The 19,359-nt window shown below is 66.4% G+C and carries 20 protein-coding genes; 8 read left to right on the top strand and 12 right to left on the bottom strand.

Annotation, left to right across the window (positions count from 1 at the left end; translation table 11 throughout):
- Positions 1-13: 13 nt before the first annotated feature.
- The 6 genes from OU998_RS11225 to rpsF form a co-directional block, all read right to left on the bottom strand.
- Positions 14-1,504, bottom strand: coding sequence for a replicative DNA helicase (locus OU998_RS11225; protein ID WP_267513584.1), 1,491 nt, complete (start codon positions 1,502-1,504; stop codon positions 14-16).
- Positions 1,505-1,630: 126 nt separating this feature from the next.
- On the bottom strand, positions 1,631-1,996 hold the full coding sequence (locus OU998_RS11220; protein WP_267513583.1) for a hypothetical protein: 366 nt from the start codon (positions 1,994-1,996) through the stop codon (positions 1,631-1,633).
- A gap of 157 nt (positions 1,997-2,153) precedes the next feature.
- Positions 2,154-4,568, bottom strand: a complete 2,415-nt coding sequence (locus OU998_RS11215; protein WP_267513582.1) for a TonB-dependent receptor plug domain-containing protein — start codon at positions 4,566-4,568, stop codon at positions 2,154-2,156.
- 395 nt (positions 4,569-4,963) lie between these two features.
- Positions 4,964-5,548, bottom strand: coding sequence for a 50S ribosomal protein L9 (gene rplI, locus OU998_RS11210; RefSeq protein ID WP_267513580.1), 585 nt, complete (start codon positions 5,546-5,548; stop codon positions 4,964-4,966).
- 1 nt (position 5,549) lies between these two features.
- Positions 5,550-5,828, bottom strand: coding sequence for a 30S ribosomal protein S18 (rpsR, locus tag OU998_RS11205; RefSeq protein WP_008259463.1), 279 nt, complete (start codon positions 5,826-5,828; stop codon positions 5,550-5,552).
- A 12-nt stretch (positions 5,829-5,840) separates the two neighbouring features.
- Positions 5,841-6,227, bottom strand: coding sequence for a 30S ribosomal protein S6 (gene rpsF / locus OU998_RS11200; protein ID WP_040349448.1), 387 nt, complete (start codon positions 6,225-6,227; stop codon positions 5,841-5,843).
- 294 nt (positions 6,228-6,521) lie between these two features.
- On the opposite strand from rpsF, the gene OU998_RS11195 reads away from it, so the two are divergent.
- The 5 genes from OU998_RS11195 to OU998_RS11175 all read left to right on the top strand — a co-directional run bounded on the left by OU998_RS11195 (position 6,522) and on the right by OU998_RS11175 (position 13,028).
- On the top strand, positions 6,522-8,114 hold the full coding sequence (locus tag OU998_RS11195; protein WP_267513571.1) for a carboxyl transferase domain-containing protein: 1,593 nt from the start codon (positions 6,522-6,524) through the stop codon (positions 8,112-8,114).
- Between the two features lie 50 nt (positions 8,115-8,164).
- A complete protein-coding gene (locus OU998_RS11190) occupies positions 8,165-9,064 on the top strand; it encodes an enoyl-CoA hydratase-related protein (RefSeq protein ID WP_267513570.1) in 900 nt (299 codons plus the stop codon).
- Between the two features lie 58 nt (positions 9,065-9,122).
- Positions 9,123-10,070 (top strand): mechanosensitive ion channel family protein, encoded by a 948-nt coding sequence (locus tag OU998_RS11185; protein WP_267513569.1) that lies wholly within the window; start codon positions 9,123-9,125, stop codon positions 10,068-10,070.
- The gene (locus tag OU998_RS11180) at positions 10,070-11,086 is read left to right on the top strand and encodes a threonine aldolase family protein (RefSeq protein ID WP_267513568.1); all 1,017 of its coding nucleotides are present in this window, start codon (positions 10,070-10,072) and stop codon (positions 11,084-11,086) included. The genes OU998_RS11185 and OU998_RS11180 overlap by 1 nt, the downstream gene beginning before the upstream one ends.
- 124 nt (positions 11,087-11,210) lie before the next feature.
- Positions 11,211-13,028, top strand: coding sequence for an ABCB family ABC transporter ATP-binding protein/permease (locus OU998_RS11175; protein WP_267513567.1), 1,818 nt, complete (start codon positions 11,211-11,213; stop codon positions 13,026-13,028).
- Here the strand turns inward: OU998_RS11175 and OU998_RS11170 are convergent.
- The 4 genes from OU998_RS11170 to OU998_RS11155 form a co-directional block, all read right to left on the bottom strand.
- On the bottom strand, positions 13,025-13,507 hold the full coding sequence (locus OU998_RS11170; protein WP_267513566.1) for a chemotaxis protein CheE: 483 nt from the start codon (positions 13,505-13,507) through the stop codon (positions 13,025-13,027). The two genes, OU998_RS11175 and OU998_RS11170, sit on opposite strands and share 4 nt — an antisense overlap.
- On the bottom strand, positions 13,504-14,046 hold the full coding sequence (locus OU998_RS11165) for a response regulator (RefSeq protein WP_267513565.1): 543 nt from the start codon (positions 14,044-14,046) through the stop codon (positions 13,504-13,506). The genes OU998_RS11170 and OU998_RS11165 overlap by 4 nt, the downstream gene beginning before the upstream one ends.
- Positions 14,047-14,119: 73 nt before the next feature.
- The gene (locus tag OU998_RS11160; RefSeq protein ID WP_267513564.1) at positions 14,120-15,067 is read right to left on the bottom strand and encodes an acetyl-CoA carboxylase carboxyltransferase subunit alpha; all 948 of its coding nucleotides are present in this window, start codon (positions 15,065-15,067) and stop codon (positions 14,120-14,122) included.
- Between the two features lie 86 nt (positions 15,068-15,153).
- Positions 15,154-16,056 (bottom strand): site-specific tyrosine recombinase XerD, encoded by a 903-nt coding sequence (locus OU998_RS11155; RefSeq protein ID WP_267513563.1) that lies wholly within the window; start codon positions 16,054-16,056, stop codon positions 15,154-15,156.
- 125 nt (positions 16,057-16,181) lie between these two features.
- On the opposite strand from OU998_RS11155, the gene OU998_RS11150 reads away from it, so the two are divergent.
- From OU998_RS11150 to OU998_RS11140, 3 genes are read left to right on the top strand one after another with little or no spacing between them, the layout of a single operon-like run.
- Positions 16,182-16,748, top strand: coding sequence for a shikimate kinase (locus tag OU998_RS11150; RefSeq protein ID WP_267513562.1), 567 nt, complete (start codon positions 16,182-16,184; stop codon positions 16,746-16,748).
- Positions 16,749-16,792: 44 nt separating this feature from the next.
- Entirely contained in the window at positions 16,793-17,851 is a 1,059-nt protein-coding gene (gene aroB, locus OU998_RS11145) for a 3-dehydroquinate synthase (protein WP_267516783.1), read from the top strand.
- Positions 17,851-18,438 carry a GNAT family N-acetyltransferase gene (locus tag OU998_RS11140; protein WP_267516781.1) on the top strand — a complete coding sequence of 196 codons (588 nt, stop codon included), beginning with the start codon at positions 17,851-17,853 and terminating at the stop codon, positions 18,436-18,438. The genes aroB and OU998_RS11140 overlap by 1 nt, the downstream gene beginning before the upstream one ends.
- Here the strand turns inward: OU998_RS11140 and OU998_RS11135 are convergent.
- Entirely contained in the window at positions 18,435-18,860 is a 426-nt protein-coding gene (locus OU998_RS11135) for an MliC family protein (protein WP_267513561.1), read from the bottom strand. The genes OU998_RS11140 and OU998_RS11135 overlap by 4 nt on opposite strands.
- Before the next feature lie 39 nt (positions 18,861-18,899).
- A complete protein-coding gene (tadA, locus tag OU998_RS11130; RefSeq protein ID WP_267516779.1) occupies positions 18,900-19,358 on the bottom strand; it encodes a tRNA adenosine(34) deaminase TadA in 459 nt (152 codons plus the stop codon).
- Between the last annotated feature and the right edge of the window lies 1 nt (position 19,359).

Genomic DNA, 19,359 nt, shown 5'->3' with positions numbered 1-19,359 from the left:
CGGCCCAGGTCAACTATTCGTAGCTGACTTCCTCATAGCCGTGCGCCAGGTTGCCGAAGCGGACGGTGTCGGCGTCGAAGGCCAGTTTGACGATGCCGATGGGGCCGTGGCGTTGTTTGCCGATGACGACCTCGGCCTGGCCTTGCAGCCGGTCCATGTCCTGCTGCCATTGCAGGTGTTCCTCGGTGCCTTCGCGCGGCTCGGCCCGGCCCAGGTAGTAGCTTTCGCGATAGACGAACATCACGCAGTCGGCGTCCTGCTCGATCGAGCCGGATTCGCGTAGGTCGGACAGTTGTGGCCGTTTGTCTTCGCGCTGTTCCACCTGACGCGACAGCTGCGACAGGGCGATGATCGGCACCGACAGTTCCTTGGCCAGGGCCTTCAGGCCGCCGGTGATCTCGGACACTTCCTGGACCCGGTTCTTCTGGCCGCCGGCATTGCCGGTTGTGATCAGTTGCAGGTAGTCGACGATGATCAGGTCCAGTCCCTGCTCCATCCGCTTCAGGCGTCGCGCCCGTGCGGCCAGTTTGGACATGGACAGGCCGCCGGTGTCGTCGATGTACAGGGGGCTCTCGCCGATCTCGACCGCCGCGTCGCGCAGCTTGCCGAAGTCCGAAGCGTCGATCTCGCCCTTGCGCAGCTTGTCCGAGGACACGCCCGAGGCGTCGGCCAGGATCCGCATGGCCAGCTGTTCGGCGCTCATTTCCAACGAGTAAAAGGCCACGACGCCCCCATTGACCGTCTTGCGGCCCTCCGGCGTCGGTTCCCACTGATAGGCGCGGGCCACGTTGAAGGCCATGTTGGTGGCGAGCGCCGTCTTGCCCATCGACGGACGGCCGGCGAGGATCAAAAGGTCGGACGGGTGCAGCCCGCCCAGTTTTCGGTCGAGGTCGTTCAGGCCGGTGGCCAGCCCCGCCAGCTTGCCTTCGCGCTGATAGGCTTCGGCCGCCATCTGAACGGCGCCGGACAAGGCGTGGGAAAAGCTGACGAAACCGGACGACGGCTTGCCCGTTTCGGCCAGCGAATACAGGGTCTGTTCGGCCTGTTCGATCTGTTCGTCGGCCGGCGTCTCGGGATTGGGCGCCTCCTTGATGATCTCGCCGCCGATGCGGATCAGGTCGCGGCGCAGGGCCGTGTCATAGACCACCCGCGCATAGTCCGGCGCGTTGGCGGCCGGTGGGGCGCGGTCGACCAGATCGGCGAAATAGCGCAGGCCGCCGAATTCCTGGAAGGCCGGATCCTGTTTGAACCGCTCCATCAGGATCGTCGGTTCGGCCAGCATGCCCTGGCGGATATGGTCCTCGATCGCCTCGAACAGGCGCTGATGGAAGGGCTCGTAGAAATGCGGGCCGCGCAGGCGGTCGCTGAGTCTTTCGAACACGCCGTTGTCGAACATCAGCGCCCCCAGCAGAGCCTGTTCGGCCTCCAGGTTATGGGGCATCGAGGCGACGCCGCTGGAATCCATCGGCGAGGACGAGAAGGGCATGGGGGCGAAAGCGTTCATTGTCTTAACGCCTTATCCCTGACGCGCGCCTGCGTCAGTCCGGGACGTCGCCGCGACCGTGGACAGATCGTCCACCCTGTGGGTGAACTGGAATTCCGTAGTCGCGGCGCGCCGAACTTGGCTGGATCAGCCCGGGCAGGGATATTTCTCGATCATCCATTCCCGCATGGCCTGGGTCACGCTGATGTTCCGTCGGGCCTGGGGAATGGTGTTGAACCGGCCCAGGATTTCGTCCGGCGAGAAGCCGACCTTGTCCGGCATGCAGGTGGCGGGGGCGCGTCCCGCCGCCGTCGCCGCGGTCTGTTCGGCGCGAACCGTCCGCGCCGCGCCGCGAAATTCGCCCATCAGCCGCCGCGTATCGGATCGAAGCAGGGCGGTAGGGTTTTGGGGAATGCCGGCGGCGGTGGTCAGGAATTCCTGCACCGTCATGGCCTGCGCCGCCCCCGCGATAAGCGACAGGGCTAGGACGCCCGCGATGATCCTAGTCTTCATTGATCCCCTCCGAACAAGAGGTCGAGATTGAGCGGCGATATGTGGCGCAACGACGGCGCGAATGCCGTGTGGTTCTGAAACTTTGGTAATCTTCCTGTGGGCCGTCAACGAGCAAGGAGCGCTCTTGCGAGCGCCCCTTTCGTCACTTCAGACTTGATCAGAAGCTGTAGCTGAGCCGCGCATATAGGAAGCGGCCGTTGAAGCCGAAGGGCGAATAGCTGGGGAAGCCCACCGACCCGGTCGCGCCGTTGTTCGCGGTCGGCGTGTACTCCGGGTATTCGTCGAATAGGTTGTTTACACCCACCGCCAGGCCCACGCCTGCTGGGAACTGATAGCGGCCTTCGAGGTCTATCAGCGTCTTGTCGCCGGTTTCGTAGTCGAGAGTGGATGAGTTGTTCGCGACCAGGACGCTTTCATAATAGGTCGCCTTGGCCGAGACGCCGAACCCGCCCATGCTCCAGTCTATTCCGCCGACGACCTTTGTGCCTGGGGTCCCTTCTTCGAACGCAAGGATATTGGCTCGGTCGAACAGGAAGAACTCCGACGTCGAAGGCGCGCCCGCAGCCGGTGTCGGCGTGGCGGTCACTTCGGTATTGTTGAAGTTGCCGGCCAGTGTGAAGTCGAAACGGCCGTAGTCTGTGGGCAGCCGATAGCGCCCGACCACGTCCACGCCCTCTGTCACCGTATTCACGCCGTTCAGGAAGAAGCGCGCGGCGCTGACGCCATAGGCGGCTTGAAGCTGATTGCTGATGGTCAAGGCTTGGGCGGCGGTCTGGCCGAGCCGAGCGCCCGTCCCGCCGAGGTTTTCCGAATAGACAATCCTATCGTCCAGCTCGATCCGATAGGCGTCGATGGTCAGCTCCAGACCTGCGGCGCGGAAGACGCCCCCGATCGAATAGTTGACCGAGGTCTCCGGTTCCAATGGGCGCGAACCCAGCGAAATCGCGATGGGATCATCGACGCGGAAGGTTCCCGCCTGGATCAGTGCAGTGCCAGCGGTTGTCGTGACGAGATTGGTGGCGGTGTAGCTAAAGAACTGCTGTTGCAGTGCTGGGGCGTGGAAGCCGGTGGACACCGCGCCGCGCAGGGCGAAGGCAGGCGAGAAGTCGTAACGTGCCGAAATTTTGCCGGTGACTTGATCGCCGAAGTCGGAATAGTCCTCGTAACGCCCCGCGATGCCGACGGTTAAACCTTCCGTGAGCTTGCCTTCAAGATCCACATAGGCGCTCCAGTTATTGCGGTCCTCGTCTGCCACATGCGCGGGCGAGAAGCCGGGGAACCCTTGTGAGCCGAGACCGGCGGTCGCTGTTCCACCCGTTCCACGATTGTAGGAGGCGGGTTCGCCAGCATAAACCTCGAAGCCTTCTGTGCGATACTCCAAGCCAAACGCGAGGTTGACGGGCTCGTACAGGCCGAGCTCCAACGGCTTCACCCCGTCAATGCCGAAGGTCAGCTGATCATATTTCAGCCCCCCGGCCTTGAACTCCTGCTGCGACGCCGCGCCATACGAGGCGTTCAAAGAGTTGGTGACGCGGTAGTCCAGCACATTGCGCCCGTATCCGACCGAGACGTCCCAATCGATCCCGGCCGCCTCGCCCTTGACGCCGCCGTACAGGTTGTAGTCGACGATCTCGGTGTTGATCAGCGGCAGGAAGCCATTGGGATAGATGGCCAGAACATTGTTGGCGTTGTTGTAGGCGCGGGCGGTCGCGCCGGATTCGCTCTCTTTGTGCTGGATGCCGCCGAAGGCATAGGCTTCCCAGCCGGCATTGATCGGCTTGCCGGCATTGAACCACAGCGACTGCGACTTCACCGCCGGATCGCCGAACCGGCCCAGGACCGTGTTCGTGGAGGTATTGCCGACCACGGCCGAAGGCGCGGCGTAGTCCGAACGGTTGGTCGGATCGCGCTTCTGCAGTTCGCCCGACACGGTGACGAAGCCGTCCTCGCCCAGCGGCAGGCCGATCCAGCCGGCTAGAGACGTTTGCTCGCCGTCCGTGGCCTCATGCGATCCGCGCGCGGTGTCGTATTCTGTGTCGTAACGCCCATAGTTCAGCGTCAGACCGCCGCCGTCGCGGGCCTGGCGCAGACGCAGGTTGATCACCCCCGCGATCGCGTCCGAGCCGTATTGGGCCGAGGCGCCGTCGCGTAGCACCTCGACCGAGCCGAGGGCGACCGAAGGAATGGTGTTCAGATCGAAGGCCGTGGATCCGCGTCCCAAAGCCCCGTTCACATTGACCAGGGCTCCGACGTGGCCCCGCTGACCGTTGATCAGCACCAGGGTCTGGTCGGGGGCCAGGCCGCGCAGGGTCGCCGGCCGGACGTGGTCCGAGCCGTCCGAGATGGCGGGGCGGGGGAAGTTGATCGACGGGGCGGCGGCGGCCAGGGCGGCGGCGGTCTCCGTGCCCGTTCCGCTGCGGGTCAGGGTCTCGCCGGTAATCACGTCCACGGGGGCGATTGTGTCCAGCCGGGTCCGACCTATGGCGCGCGTGCCGGTCACCACGATCTCGCCGACGTCGGCGGTGTCATCCGCCGATGTCGCTTCCTGAGCGAAGGCGGCAGGCGCGGACATCAGCGCGCTTGTGGATACGAAGGCTAACAAGACGGAACGACCGGAAATCAGCTTCATGACTATCCCCAAATGACAGCGGCCTATTGGGAGGGGCGACGACCGGCCACGATTTCGGCGCCCTGGCCGAGTTGAAGGGTGCAATAAAATTGTCGCGCGATGCACAAATCTCGGCCTGAATTGAGAATGTTCACCGCTTTTTGTGTTGGTCAAGAAAGGAGTTTGCATGAGGTCTTCGTGGCCGCACCAAGCCGTGACATCTGTTGCAAACTTGTCGTGAATTGCGTGGCGGCGCGCCTTCAATCCTTCCGAGGGACCGCGCAGCAAAAAGGGCGCGTCCCTTGCGGAACGCGCCCCTGATGTTTCCGGCGATCCGACCCTTAAGGGCCGGGTCTGGATCAGGCTTCGTCGCTGAAGCCTTCTTGTTGACCGGCGCCGCCTTCGATCAGTTCCTGGGCCGATTGCTCGGCGGCCTGGCGCTCATCGTCGAACTGGCTGCGGATCACGTCCTCGCCCTTGGCTTGACGCTCGGCTTCATCCATCGAACGGGCGATGTTGATCTTGACCGATGCGCGGACCTCGGCGTGCAGGCGGACCGGCACTTCGTGGACGCCCAGGTTCTTGATCGCCGTGTTCAGGACGATTTGCGAACGCTCGACCTTGCCGCCTTCGGCCTGGATGGCCTCGGCGACGTCGCGGCCCGCGACCGAACCGTACAGGTGACCGGTTTCACCGGCCTGACGGATCATGATGTAGGTCTGGCCGTCGATCTTGTCGGCGACCTTCTGTGCATCGGCCTTGTTCTTCTCGTTGCGTTGCTCGATGGCGACGCGGTCGAGTTCGAACGCCTTCAGGTTGGCGGCGGTGGCCCGACGGGCCTTGTCGCGCGGCAGAAGGAAGTTACGGGCGAAGCCGTCCTTGACGGACACGACGTCGCCGATGGCGCCGAGATTCTCGACGCGTTCCAGCAGAACGACCTTCATCTTACTTCACCACATACGGCAGGAGGGCCAGATAGCGGGCGCGCTTGATGGCCTTGGCCAGTTCGCGTTGCTTCTTCTGGGAGACGGCGGTGATGCGCGAAGGCACGATCTTGCCGCGTTCGGAGACGTAACGCTGCAGCAGCTTCACGTCCTTGTAGTCGATCTTCGGTGCATTGGCGCCCGAGAACGGGCAGACCTTGCGGCGACGATAGAAGGGGCGGCGGCCGGCGGCGCCGGAGCCCGCCGGTGCGCCCGGGGTCGGGGCAGTAGTATCGGTCATGTTCCGGGTTCCTTATTCGGCGTCGGCGGCGGCGTCGTCGCGCGGGGTGCGCTCGCGCTCACGCTCGCGTTCACGCTCGCGGCGGGCCAGCAGCGGCGACAGTTCCAGGTCGAGTTCCTCGACGCGGACGGTCAGCCAACGCAGCACGTCTTCGTTGATGCCCAGCTGACGCTCGACTTCGGCCATGGCGGCCGGAGGGGCGTCGACGGCCAGCAGCGAATAGTGAGCCTTGCGGTTCTTCTTCACGCGGTACGTCAGATTGCGCAGACCCCAGTACTCGATCTTGGCGACGGAACCGCCACCTTGCACGATCAGGTCCTTGATGGTGTCGTTCAGCGCTTCGGCCTGCTGCGCCGAGATATCTTGGCGCGTCATGACCGTGTGCTCGTAAAGAGCCATGCGGTAGTCTCCCTTGTGGGCGTCGGCGTGGAAACGACCGGGTTAAGTCGATCCCCACGATGGCTCCTGTCGCGGCGGCCGGACCGAACGTCCAACCCTTTGGTGTTCCACGACAGGACCGAAGCCCTGGAAAGGCGGGGCCTATAGGGGAAAAGGGGCGGGGAGGCAAGGACAGCGATGGTTGGCTGAATGGCTTCAGTGAAAAGTGCTAGTGAGCAAGGGGTGAGCGAAAGCCGCACTGGGCTCACTTCTCGCTCACTAGCACTTTTCACCCAGCGCCCCTAAACCAACCCCATGCCGAAGCTGACGTCAGCGGTCGATCCGCAGAGCCCCAGATACAAGTCCCTGCACGCGCACAACAGCGCCCTGGTCGCCGAGTTGCGCGATCATGTGGCCAAGGCCGCGCGCGGCGGGTCCGACAAGGCGCGTGAGCGTCATGTCTCGCGCGGCAAGCTGTTGCCGCGCGACCGGGTCGAGCGGCTGCTGGATCCCGGCTCGCCCTTCCTCGAGGTCGGGCAGTTGGCCGCGCATGGCATGTATGACGGAGAGGCGCCTGCCGCAGGGGTGATCGCGGGCATCGGTCGCGTCTCGGGCCGCGAGGTCATGATCGTCGCCAACGACCCGACGGTGAAGGGCGGCGCCTACTTCCCCATGACGGTGAAGAAGCACCTGCGCGCCCAGGAGATCGCCGAGCAGAACCGTCTGCCGTGCGTCTATCTGGTCGATTCCGGCGGGGCCAATCTGCCGCACCAGGCCGAGGTCTTCCCCGACCGCGACCACTTCGGCCGCATCTTCTTCAACCAGGCCCGGATGAGCGCCAAGGGCATCGCCCAGATCGCCTGCGTCATGGGTCTGTCCACCGCCGGCGGCGCCTATGTGCCGGCCATGTCGGACGAGACGATCATCGTGCGCAACCAGGGCGCCATCTTCCTGGCCGGCCCGCCTCTGGTGAAGGCCGCCACCGGCGAGGTCATCTCGGCCGAGGAACTGGGCGGGGCGGAGACCCACGGACGTCGCTCGGGCGTGGTGGATCATGTGGCTGAGAACGACGAGCATGCGCTGGAGATTGTGCGGTCCATCGTCGCCAATCTGAACACGACCAAGTCCGTGGACATGGACGTGCGCGAACCGCGCGCGCCGGCCTTCGCGGCCGAAGAATTGTACGGCCTGATCCCTGACGACGTCCGCGCCCCCTATGATGTGCGCGAGGTCATCGCCCGGCTGGTGGACGGCTCCGAGTTCGACGAGTTCAAGGCTCTGTACGGCTCGACCCTGGTCTGCGGCTTCGCCCGCCTCTGGGGCTATCCGGTCGCGGTCCTGGCCAACAACGGCGTCATCTTCTCCGAAAGCGCCCAGAAGGGCGCCCACTTCATTGAGCTGGCCTGCAAGCGCAAGATCCCGCTGCTGTTCCTGCAAAACATCTCGGGCTTCATGGTCGGCGGCAAGTACGAGGCCGGCGGCATCGCCAAGGACGGCGCCAAACTGGTCACCGCCGTCGCTTCGGCTGAGGTGCCCAAGTTCACCGTCTTGATCGGCGGCAGCTTCGGCGCTGGGAACTATGGCATGTGCGGTCGGGCCTATAGCCCGCGTTTCCTCTTCACCTGGCCCAACAGCCGGATCGGCGTGATGGGCGGGGAACAGGCGGCTTCGGTCCTGGCCACGGTCCACCGCGACGCGGAGACCTGGAGCGCGGAAGACGCCGAGGCCTTCAAGGCGCCGATCCGTCAGAAGTATGAGGACGAAGGCAATCCCTATTACGCGACGGCGCGGCTTTGGGACGACGGCGTCATTGATCCTGCGCAAACACGGGATGTGCTCGGTCTGGCTATATCGGCGAGCCTGAACGCGCCGATCCCGGAGACCACGTTCGGCCTCTTCCGGATGTAACCTATTCTTCCGCCCTTCGTTGGGAGCGGACCCTAAATTTGGAGACGACCATGGCCGATCAACCCACCGACGCCGACCTCAACGCCCTGGACGTCATCGACGCCGAAGCGGCGGAGATCAACAGTATCTCGCATCCGCTGTTGGCCGATCCCGCGCCGGACGCCAACGACGACCTGGTTCAGATCGACGCCACCACGGACGGCGTGGTCTTCATCACCATTAATCGTCCGGCGAAGAAGAACGCCTTCGACGCCGCCACGATCGCCGCCCTGCACGAGGCGTTCGAGACCCTGCACGGCGCTGACCATGTGCGCGCGGTCTTCATCCGCGGCGCCGGCGGCACGTTCAGCGCCGGGGCCGATCTGAACTGGATGCGCGACGCCGCCGACTGGTCCGAGGCCGACAATCGCGACGACGCCCTGGGTCTGGCCCGGATGCTCAAAGCCTTGCACGACGTCCCGGCCCTGACGGTCGCCCTGGTCGAGGGCGCGGCCATGGGTGGCGGGGCCGGCATCGTCGCCGCCTGCGACATGGCGGTGGCGGTCGAGGGAGCGCGCTTTGCCTTCTCGGAGGTCAAGCTGGGCCTGATCCCGGCGACCATCGCCCCTTATGTCATCGAGGCTGTCGGCGCGCGGCGCGCGCGCCAGTTGTTCCTGACCGGCAACAGCTTCGATGCTGACTACGCCGCCCATGCCGGTCTGATCGATCTGGTCCTGCCAGAGGGCTCAGTGGACGAGTTCATCGCCATGCTGACGGACAGCCTGACCGGAAACGCGCCCGGCGCCATGGGCGAGGCCAAACGACTGGTCAACGACATCGCCGGCCACAAGATCGACGGCGGCTTGCTGGACGATACGGCCAAGCGCATTGCGCGCGCCCGCGTCTCGCCCGAAGGCCAGGAGGGCGTGAGGGCGTTCCTGGACAAGCGCAAGCCTGAGTGGGCGCAATAAGCCGAGTATTGACGCCCGCAGGGGTTCCAATCGGCGCTTCAGGCGTTAGACCCGCCCCATGTTGAGCGCCTCTCCTATTGCAGAAGCCGTCGCCGCCGGGCGTCAGGCCGTCGCCGTCGATTCCGCCATGATCGCCAAGATCACCGACATGGCGGGCGACTTCGCCATCAATCTGACCATCGCGGTTCTGATCTTCGCCGCGACGCTGTTCGCAGCGAAATGGGCGTCGCGGGCGTCGCGCAAGGCTCTGTCGCGGTTGCGGGGTTTCCGCCACGATCCGACGGTTTTGAGTTTCGCCGTCCAGGTGGTGCGGGTGATCGTGATCATCATCGGCATGATCGCCGTCTTGCAGCGGCTGGGCGTGCAGACGACCTCGATCATCGCCGTGCTGGGCGCCGCATCCCTGGCCGTCGGCCTGGCCTTGCAGGGGACGCTTTCAAACGTGGCCTCGGGGATCATGCTGCTGATCTTGAGGCCCTATCGGGTGGGTGACGTGGTGGATGTGGGCGGCATGGCCGGCACGGTGCAGCGTCTGGATCTGTTCACGACCCAGCTGTCGAACGCCAACAACCACAAGATCGTCATTCCGAACTCCAAGGTTCTGAGCGACCCCCTGACCAATCTGACGGGCCAGCAGACGCGGCGGATCGAGATCAATTTCGGCGTCGGATACGGCGACGACCTGAACAAGGCGCGCTGCGTTCTGGCCGACATGGCGGCCGCGCATGAGAAGGTGCTGGACGATCCGCATCCATGGACGGGCGTCACGGCTCTGCTGGACAGCTCGGTTCAGGTGACCTTGCACGCCTGGGTCAAGGTCGAGGACTGGTGGCAGACCCAGGCCGATCTGATGCAGGGCGGCAAGGAGGCCTTGGACGCCGCCGGGATCGAGATTCCCTTCCCCCATCAGGTCGCCGTGCCCTATGGCGACGAGGATGTCATGCCGGTGGTCCGCCTGCGGACAGTCGAGGATGGCGCGCGCGATTTGACGGTGAAGAAGAGCTGATGCGTTACGATTTTGGTTCCGACAACACCGCCGGCATGGCGCCGAGCGCCGTCGAAGGTCTGGTGCGGGCGAACGCCGGCTTCGCCCCCTCCTATGGGGCCGACGAGGTTACGGCCCAGGCCGCAGATCAGATCCGCCAGAGGCTGGACGCCGACGCAGACATTCGGTTCGTCTTCAGCGGTACGGCGGCGAACGCCATCGCCCTGTCGATGCTGGCGTTTCCGTTCGAGGCGGTGCTGGCGCACCATACCGCCCACGTCTGCACCGACGAGACGGGGGCGCCGGGGTTCTTCGGCCAGGGCATGGGCTTGATCGGCCTGCCGGGCCTGTCCGGGCGGATCGACCCCTTGGCGTTGAAGGCGCAAATGGCCGAGCCCGAGGTTGGTCATCGACAGCCTCCGGCGGCCCTGTCCCTGACTCAGGCCACCGAATACGGCGCGGTCTATACCGAGGAAGAACTGCGCCATCTGATCGAGCCGGTGAAGGCGGCGGGATACGGCGTCCATATGGACGGGGCGCGGCTGGCCAATGCCGCGGCGGCGGGCTTCGACCTGAAGGATATTCCGCGCCTTGGGGTGGATATTCTGGTGTTCGGCGGGGCCAAGGCGGGCGCGAACTGTGTCGAAGCCCTGGTCCTGTTCGACAAGAGCCTGGCGCGGCGGCTGGACAATCGGCTGAAACAGGCCGGGCAGGTGGCGTCCAAGGCGCGGCTGCTGGCCGGGCCGATGTTGGGCCTTCTGGAAAGCGGCGACTGGGAGTCGGGCGGCGCCCACGCCAATCTGATGGCTCAGCGTCTGGCGGCGGGCGTGGCGGCGCGCTCGCCCTATGTGCTGGCCCATCCGGTCGAGGCCAACACCGTGTTCGTGCGAATACCGGCCGAGGCGCATCAGAGGCTGAACGCCCTGGGTTGGGCCTGCTACCGGTTCGACGACGGGTCGGTGCGTTTCGTCTGCTCATGGGCGACCCAGGCAGACGCCGTGGATGAACTGATCGAGGCGATCGCGGGCCTCAACTGAGACCATGCGCGCCGGCGGCCTTTCCTCGGTCGCATAGACTGTCCATATGCGGATCATGGCGATGCGCGGAGAGCGCTCCGGCGGCCGGCGCGATCCTATGGTCAAGGCGCAACAGGCGGGGAGCATGCAGGAAAAGACGGAAGGCCCCCCAACGCTGAAGGCGTTGGCGGATCTGGTGCGGCTGGTCGGCCGTTCGGGGGCTCCGCATCTTCGCGTGCGGCTGGTGTCCGCCATCGGATTGACCTTGGCGGGCAAGGGGCTGGGCGTGCTGGCGCCCCTGGTGCTGGGGGCTGCGGTCAACCGTCTGGCGGCCGGGCAAGGCGCGGCCGTCGCCGTCGGCTGGGGCTTTGCCGCCTTCGCCGTGGGTTGGGCTTTCGTGCGGTTCCTGTCGGCGGCCGCGCCGCAGATATCGGATGTCGTGTTCGCGCCCGTTCGCGCAGCCGCGCAACGGACGACGGCGGCCGAGGCCTTCGCCCATGCGCTCAGCCTGTCCTTGGATTTCCACCAGACCAAGCGGTCGGGCGCCTTGTCGCGGACGATGGATCGCGGGTCGCGGGCCGTGGATTTCCTGCTGCGCATCCTGGCCTTCAACCTGGTTCCGACAGGGTTGGAGCTGATTCTGGCGGCGGCCGTGCTGGGCGGCAAATACGACTGGCGGTTCGCGGCGGTCGCGGTGGCGGTGGTGGTCGTTTACACGGTCGCGACCTTCGCCCTGTCCAACTGGCGGCTGGAGCATAGACGCGTGATGAACGCCGCGGATTCCGAGGCGGCCGGCGTCTCGGTCGACGCCTTGTTGAACTATGAGACGGTCAAATCCTTCGGAGCCGAAAGTCGAGCGGCCCAGACCTATGACCGGGCGTTGGGCGACTACGCCCAGGCTTCATTGAAGGCCAATAGTTCACTGGCTCTGTTGAACGGGGTTCAGGCCCTGATCATGAACCTGGGCCTGGGCGTCATGGCGGTCATGGCCGGGTTCGAGGCGGCGGCGGGTCGGATGGGCCCGGGCGATGTGACGGCGGCGGTGCTGATCATGATCTCGCTGTACGCGCCGCTGAACATCCTGGGCTTCGCCTATCGCGAGATTCGTCAGTCCTTCATCGACATGGAGGAGATGCTGAAGGTGACGCGCCAGACGCCGCAGGTCGCCGACGCGGCCCAGGCGACGCCCTTGCCGCGCCCGGCGGACGCGCGCGGCGCGTCGGTCGAGTTCCAGCATGTCGGGTTCCGCCATGACGCCCGGGCCAATGGTCTGGAAGACGTCAGCTTCGTCGCCGCGCCGGGAACGACCACGGCCTTGGTCGGACCTTCGGGCGCCGGCAAATCGACCATCGTCAAGCTGGCGCTGCGGCTGCTGGACCCTCAGGAGGGACGGGTCTTGATCGATGGCCATGACGCGCGGGCGGTGACCCAGGCCTCGCTGAGGACGGCGGTCGCCCTGGTGCCGCAGGACGTGGCCCTGTTCAACGACACCCTGTACGCCAATATCGGCTTCGCCCGCCCGGATGCTGAAGACGCCCAGGTGTGGGCGGCGGCCGAGGCGGCCGAGCTGTCAGACTTCATTCGCGGCCTGCCCGACGGCATGGCGACGCGGGTCGGCGAACGCGGGCTGAAGCTTTCAGGGGGAGAACGCCAGAGAGTGGGGATCGCCCGCGCCCTGCTGGCCGACCCCTGTATCCTGATCCTGGACGAGGCCACCAGCGCCCTGGACAGCCGCACCGAGGCCGCGATCCAGAAAACCCTGAGGCGGGTCAGCGCCGGCCGCACCACCCTGGTGGTGGCGCACCGGCTGTCGACGGTGGCGGACGCCGATCAGATCCTGGTGCTGAAGGCCGGTCGGATCGTCGAGCGAGGCGCGCACCATGAGCTGGTGGCGCGGCTGGGCGGGGAATATGCGGCCCTGTGGCGCAAGCAGACGCGGACGGGCAGGGCCGCTCAGACCTAGACCGCAGGCGCCGGCGGCAGTTTGCGCCGCACGACCTCGCCCAGGTTGGTCACAATGGCCGCGCGCGCTTCGGGCGTCTCGGGGGCGTCGGCCGGAAGGGCCAGCAACAGCTTCATGGCCTGGGCATGGACCGTGGCGATACGCCAGTCGAAGCCGCCCTCGCGCGACGCAGCGTCCAGCAGATCGCACAGGCCCTTGGCCGCAGTGCAAAGGTCGTCCAGAGCGAAGGGGCTGGCGGCGTCGATGATCTGACTCGACGCGGCGTAGGCATGATCCAGCCGCGCGTCTTCGGAAATGTCTGGCTCCGGTTCGGCCAGCAAGGCGGCGATGTTTTCCACGATGATGGCTTGGCCCTGGTCTTTCAGCGCGTCCAGATTGGCCTTGGCCTGCATCAGGGCGACGCCGACGCTGACCCCGCCGGGTCGATCAATCATCTCGGCTAGGCGCGAAGGACGTCGGGGATGAGTGATGACCGTCATGCGAACTCCACCGTCTCCTGGCGTTTGACACGGCCGCGCCGTTCCTCGCCTTTATAGGCCTCGTGTCGGAAGCGACGGTCTGGCCCCAGGTAGTCGCCCACCTCGAGGAAGGGGCGATCGTCGCGGGCGACCCAAAGGATACGCTCCAGCAGCATTGCGGCGCTGAAGGGCTTGGTGACGACGAAGTTGGCGCCGCAGTCGCGCGCTTCAGCCACCCGGCCCCGGCGGATGTGGCTGGCGGTCATGATGACGGGGGTAAAGGCGTTGGGGTTCGGCCCTGACCGACGCAGCCATCGCACCAGTTCGAATCCATCGATGTCCGGCATGTCGGTATCGACCAACAGCAGATCGACCGGCTTTTCCTGCAAAATGCGTCGCGCCTCGACGCTTCGTTCGAGGCTGAAGGCTGGTCGGACGCCGAAACCCGCCAGGACGCCGGTCGTCAGGGTCAGCGAAAAGGGCGAGTCGTCGACGACCATGGCGATGGTGCCGCCCAGGTTGAAAACCGCGCTGTCTCTCAGGGCGTCGCCCGTCGTCATGTCCGGTACTTTCCCGCCCGTTTAGGCCGGGAAAGTCGTTTGATTTGATGGATGGGCGATTAACGCCGTTCGGTCAGAGGGCGCCGATGGCGTAGAAGCGGTCGGCGCGCTGCTTTTTGATCTGCTGGGGCGACAGGCCCTCGAAGGCCTTCAGCTCCTCGACCAATACGTCGCCGACATTGGCCATTGCGGCCTCGCGGTCGGCGTGAGCGCCGCCGATAGGTTCCTCGATCAACCGATCGACGATCTTGAGGCTCATCAGGTCCGGGCCGGTGATCTTCATGGCCATGGCGGCGTCCTTGGCCCGCGCGCCGTCGCGCCACAGGATGCCGGCGGCCCCTTCCGGCGAGATGACCGAATAGATCGAATGTTCCAGCATCAGCACGCGGCTGGCGGCCGCGATGGCGATGGCGCCGCCCGATCCGCCTTCGCCCGTAATCGTGGCGATGGAGGGCACGCCGAGGGTCAGGCAGCGTTCGGTCGAGCGGGCGATGGCCTCCGCCTGGCCCCGCTCTTCGGCGCCTAGACCCGGATAGGCGCCGGCGGTGTCGATGAAGCTGAGGACGGGCAGGCCGAACTGCTCGGCCATGTCCATCAGGCGCACGGCCTTGCGATAGCCCTCAGGCCGGGCCATGCCGAAATTGTGGGTGATGCGGGTCGCTGTGTCGTGACCCTTCTCGTGGCCCATGATCACGACCGGACGACCCCGGAATCGAGCCAGGCCGCCCAGGATAGCCTGGTCGTCGCCGAACTGACGGTCGCCGTGCAGTTCGTTCCAGTCGGTGAACAGGCTCTCGACATAGTCGATGAAGTGGGGCCGCTGCGGGTGACGCGCGACCTGGGTCTTCATCCAGGGGTCGAGGCCAGCATAGGTCTTCTTGCGCATCTGCTCGGCCTTCTTGCGCAGGCCGGCGATCTCGGCGTCGAAACCCCCGGAGGTCTCGGACAGGGCCGACAGTTCCTCGATCTTGGCTTCCAGATCGGCGATCGGCTTTTCGAAATCGAGATAGTGCGTGGCCATAAAGGCGTCCGGGACTGCAGGCGGGAAACCGCCCCTAGGGAAGGCGGGGGAAACTAGAGAGGTCGGGGCGACGGGGCAAGCGGGGTTCAATCATCCCGCGCCAAGGGGTGGTTTTGCTGGACGACCTGGGCCAGGCGGTCGGTGGCGACGTGGGTGTAGATCTGGGTCGTGGCGATGTCGGCGTGGCCCAGCAGGGTCTGGACGACGCGAAGGTCGGCGCCGCCTTCCAACAGGTGGGTGGCGAAGGCGTGACGCAGGACGTGGGGGCTGACGCGGGTGGGGTCGATCCCGGCGACCAGCGCCGCCTCGTCCAGAAGCTGGGCGAAGCGACGCGGGGTCAGGTGGCCGGTGCGGCCGGATGACGGGAATAGCCAGGGGCTGTCGGGTGTCTCCGGCTTGCGCTTCGCGTCACGGGCGATCAGCCACGCCTTGATGGCCTCGCGGGCGGCGGTGTTTAGCGGGGCCAGGCGTTCCTTGCCGCCCTTGCCGCGCACGATCAGATAGGCGGGGTCGCGGCGGACAGCCTCGACCTTGAGCCCCAGCAGTTCCGACACCCGCAGGCCCGAGGCATAGGCCATCTCGACCAGGGCGACCAGGCGCAGGCCTGCCGCCGCGTCGCGGGCGGCCGAGGCGGCCAACAGTCGGTCGATCTCGTCACGGCTGAGCAGCTTGGGCAGGGGGCGGCCCTGTTTGGGGGCGTCCAGGCGGCGCGATGGATCGTCGGTCCGCCAGCCTTCAGCCAGGGCGAAGCGATAGAACTGCCGGGCGGAGGACCGGCGTCGGGCGGCGGTGGCGGCGGACAGGCCGCGTCGCGACAGGTCGGCGAACCAGACTTCCAGCGCCGCGGCGTCCGCCTTCATCAGTCCGCCGGCGTCTGAGAGAGCGGCCTCCGCATCAGCCAGGTCGCGGCCATAGGCGGACAGGGTGTGGGGCGAGGCGTCCCGTTCGACCGCCATCATCTCCAGAAACGCCTCGATCTGCGGCGTCATGCTGCAATCCGTTCCGCGAACGGATGGCGTGTCGTCAGGCTTGGTGTAGAGGTTTTCAGGATCATGTCCGCCTGCGCCTTCGCCTTCGCCGTTCCTTCGACCGTCTGTTCCGCCGGAGCCGCCGGATGAGGCGGCGCGCGAATCCGGGACCGACCCGCACCATAGCCCTGGTCGGCCTGATGGGGGTGGGCAAATCTTCGGTGGGCCGCCGACTGGCTAACCGACTGAGGCTGCCCTTCGCCGACGGGGATGTGGAGATCGAATCAGCGGCGGGAATGACCGTGTCCGAAATCTTCGCTGCTTTGGGGGAAGAAGAGTTCCGGGCCGGCGAGGCGCGGGTGATCCGCCGCCTGCTGGAGGGGCCGCCCATCGTTCTCGCCACCGGCGGCGGGGCGATGATGAATGCGGAGACGCGGGCTCTGCTGAAGGAACGGGCCGACACGGTCTGGCTGAGGGCTGATCTGAAGGTCATCGCCGAACGGGTGGCGCGGCGCGACACCCGGCCGCTCCTGCGCGGCAAGGACCCGCTGACGGTGCTGACCGACTTGGCCGAGGTCCGCTATCCAATCTATGGCGAGGCGGACGTCGCCGTGGACGTTGGGCAGGGCTCTCACGGTCAGGCGGTGGACGCCATTCACAAGAACCTGCGCCGGCACTGGCGCCAGAGACGGCGCGCGGAGACGAAGACGTGACAATCATTCCGGTCAGCGGCGGGGCCTTTGCGGCCTATGACGTGATGGTGGGGCGTGGACTGCTGGTTCAGGCGGGTGAACGGATCGCCCCCCTGGCCAAGGGCCGTACCGTCATCGTCACCGACGAGACGGTGGCGGGCATCCATGCCGAGGCGCTGACGGCGTCGCTGACGGCGGCGGGCGTGAAGAGCGAGATCGTGGCCGTGCCGGCGGGCGAGGGGTCGAAGTCCTTTGCCGAGCTTGAGCGCGTTCTGGACCGGCTGCTGGAGATCGGGCTGGACCGCAAGGACGTGGTCATCGCCCTGGGCGGCGGGGTCGTGGGGGATTTGGCCGGTCTGGCGGCGGCGCTGTTCATGCGCGGCATCGACTTCGTTCAGATCCCAACGACTCTGTTGGCGCAGGTGGACTCGTCCGTTGGCGGCAAGACGGCCATCGACACGCCACGCGGCAAGAACCTGGTCGGGGCTTTCCATCAGCCGCGACTGGTGCTGGCCGACATAGACGTGCTGGCGACCCTGCCGGCGCGTCAGGTAAAGTCCGGCTGGGCCGAGGTGCTGAAACACGGGCTGATTTGCGACGCAGCCTTCTTCGACTGGCTGGCGGGCGAGGGAGCCGCGGGCGCGGCCGGCGATCCGGCGGCGCTGGAGCGTGCGGTGATCCGCTCGGTCGAGATCAAGAGCGCGGTGGTCGGCGAAGACGAGAAGGAGGCGGGGCGTCGCGCCCTGCTGAACCTGGGCCACACCTTCGGCCATGCGGTGGAGACCGAGGTCGGGTTCGACGAAGGCGCGCTGGCGCACGGCGAAGCCGTGGCCTTGGGGTGCTGTATGGCCTTCCGCTATTCGGCGCGCGAGGGACTGTGTTCGGCTGAGGACGTGGCGCGGGTCGAGGCGGTGGTTGCAGCTGCGGGCTTGCCGACGCGGCTGGATCAGGCGGGGTCGTTTGCGGCCGACCGGCTGTTGGCCCTGATGGCGGGGGACAAGAAGGCCGAGGGCGGGGCGCTGACCCTGATCCTGGCGCGCGGCGTCGGCCAGGCCTTTGTGGCCAAGGGCGTGGATGCGGACAAGGTGCGCGCCTTCCTGATCGAGGAAGGCGCGACGGCGTGATGCGGATCGCTAAGGTCCCGCTGGAGGATCGGTTCGTGCGGCTGGAGCCGTTCGAGGACAGGCTGAAAGACGAGGTCCGCGCGGCGCTGGACTGCGATCCCGAGGCCTGGGCGGCCATGGTCGGCTCGGCCCAGGGTGAGTATTTCGACGGCTGGTGGGAGAGCGCGCTGACGGCCATGCGGGCCGGGACTCGGATCGCCTATGCGGTGCGGCGGCGCTCAGACGGGGCGGTGGTCGGCACGACCAGCCTGTACGAGATCAACCCGGCCTATCGCCGCTGCGAGATCGGCTCGACCTTTTATCGGCCCGAAGTGCGCGGCGGACCGATCAATCCGGCCTGCAAACGGCTGTTGCTTGGCCACGCCTTCAACGCAGGCGCGGTGCGGGTCGAGATCATCACCGACGCCCTCAACGCCCGGAGCCAGGCGGCGATCCTCAAGCTGGGCGCCAAGGCCGAAGGCGTTCTGAGGAAGCACAAGATCACCTGGACTGGGCGCGCGCGGGACACGGCGGTGTTCGCGGTGATTGACGATGACTGGCCGGTGGTTCGTGACGGCTTGGATCAACGGCTGGCGGGTTTCGCCTAATCCACCGCGCGGCACTGCGTCGGCTGACGGCCTTCGACGGACCAGGTGGCCAGGACGCCCTTGCCGCGCAGTTCGACGTTGGAGGCGCGGTACCAGATGCCGTCGGCGGCGCGCTCCTGATACAGGTCTGTGGCCTCGCCGGACGAGTTGCGGATGGTGGCCATCTGGCGGGGGTTGTCGAAATCGACCGACAGGCGTTCGCCGTTGTCGCACAGATAGACGGTGTGGACGACGCGGTTCAGGGAGCGGTCCTGGATCTCGGCGCCGGTGCGCTGGCGGGCGGTCTGGGCCTCGATGGCGCGCTCCTTGACCTCGTCACCGGTGGCGGGGGCCTTGTCGGGGTCGGGACCGCAGGCCGTCAGGAGAAGGGCGGCGGCGAGACCGCTGAACATGATCGACGGCGGCAGGCCCGGCTTGGACAAGGCGATACTCCTCACAACGGCGCCGCTTGGCGCGGCGATCTAACGTGCGCCGCTCGCCGCCGTTCCCCGCCGTTGACGGAAGAAGGATTTCAGCAGCGCGGACGCCTCTTGCGCCAACAGACCCGAGTCCGTCGCCGGGCGCCAGTGGCAGGTGGGTTGTTCGAACAGGCGCGGGCCGTGGATCACTGCGCCGCCCTTCGGATCGTCGGCGGCCCAGACGACGCGCCCGATTCGGGCGTGGCTTATGGCGCCGGCGCACATGGCGCAGGGTTCGAGCGTCACATAGAGGGTCAAGCCGGTCAGCCGATAGTTCTCCAACGCGGTCGCCGCGCGGCGCAGAGCGACGATCTCGGCATGGGCCGTAGGGTCGTGGGCGCCGATCGGGCCGTTGGCGCCGGTCGAAATTACCTCACCTGAGGCCGGATCGACAAGAATTGCACCTACAGGCACCTCTCCTGCGTCCGCCGCCGCTTGCGCTTGGTCCAGCGCCATGCGCATG

The organism is Brevundimonas sp. SL130 (genome assembly GCF_026625805.1).
Taxonomy (GTDB): Bacteria; Pseudomonadota; Alphaproteobacteria; order Caulobacterales; family Caulobacteraceae; genus Brevundimonas.
The sequence above is the reverse complement of the archived record's forward strand: the minus strand, read 5'-3'. Positions and strand labels throughout refer to the sequence as shown.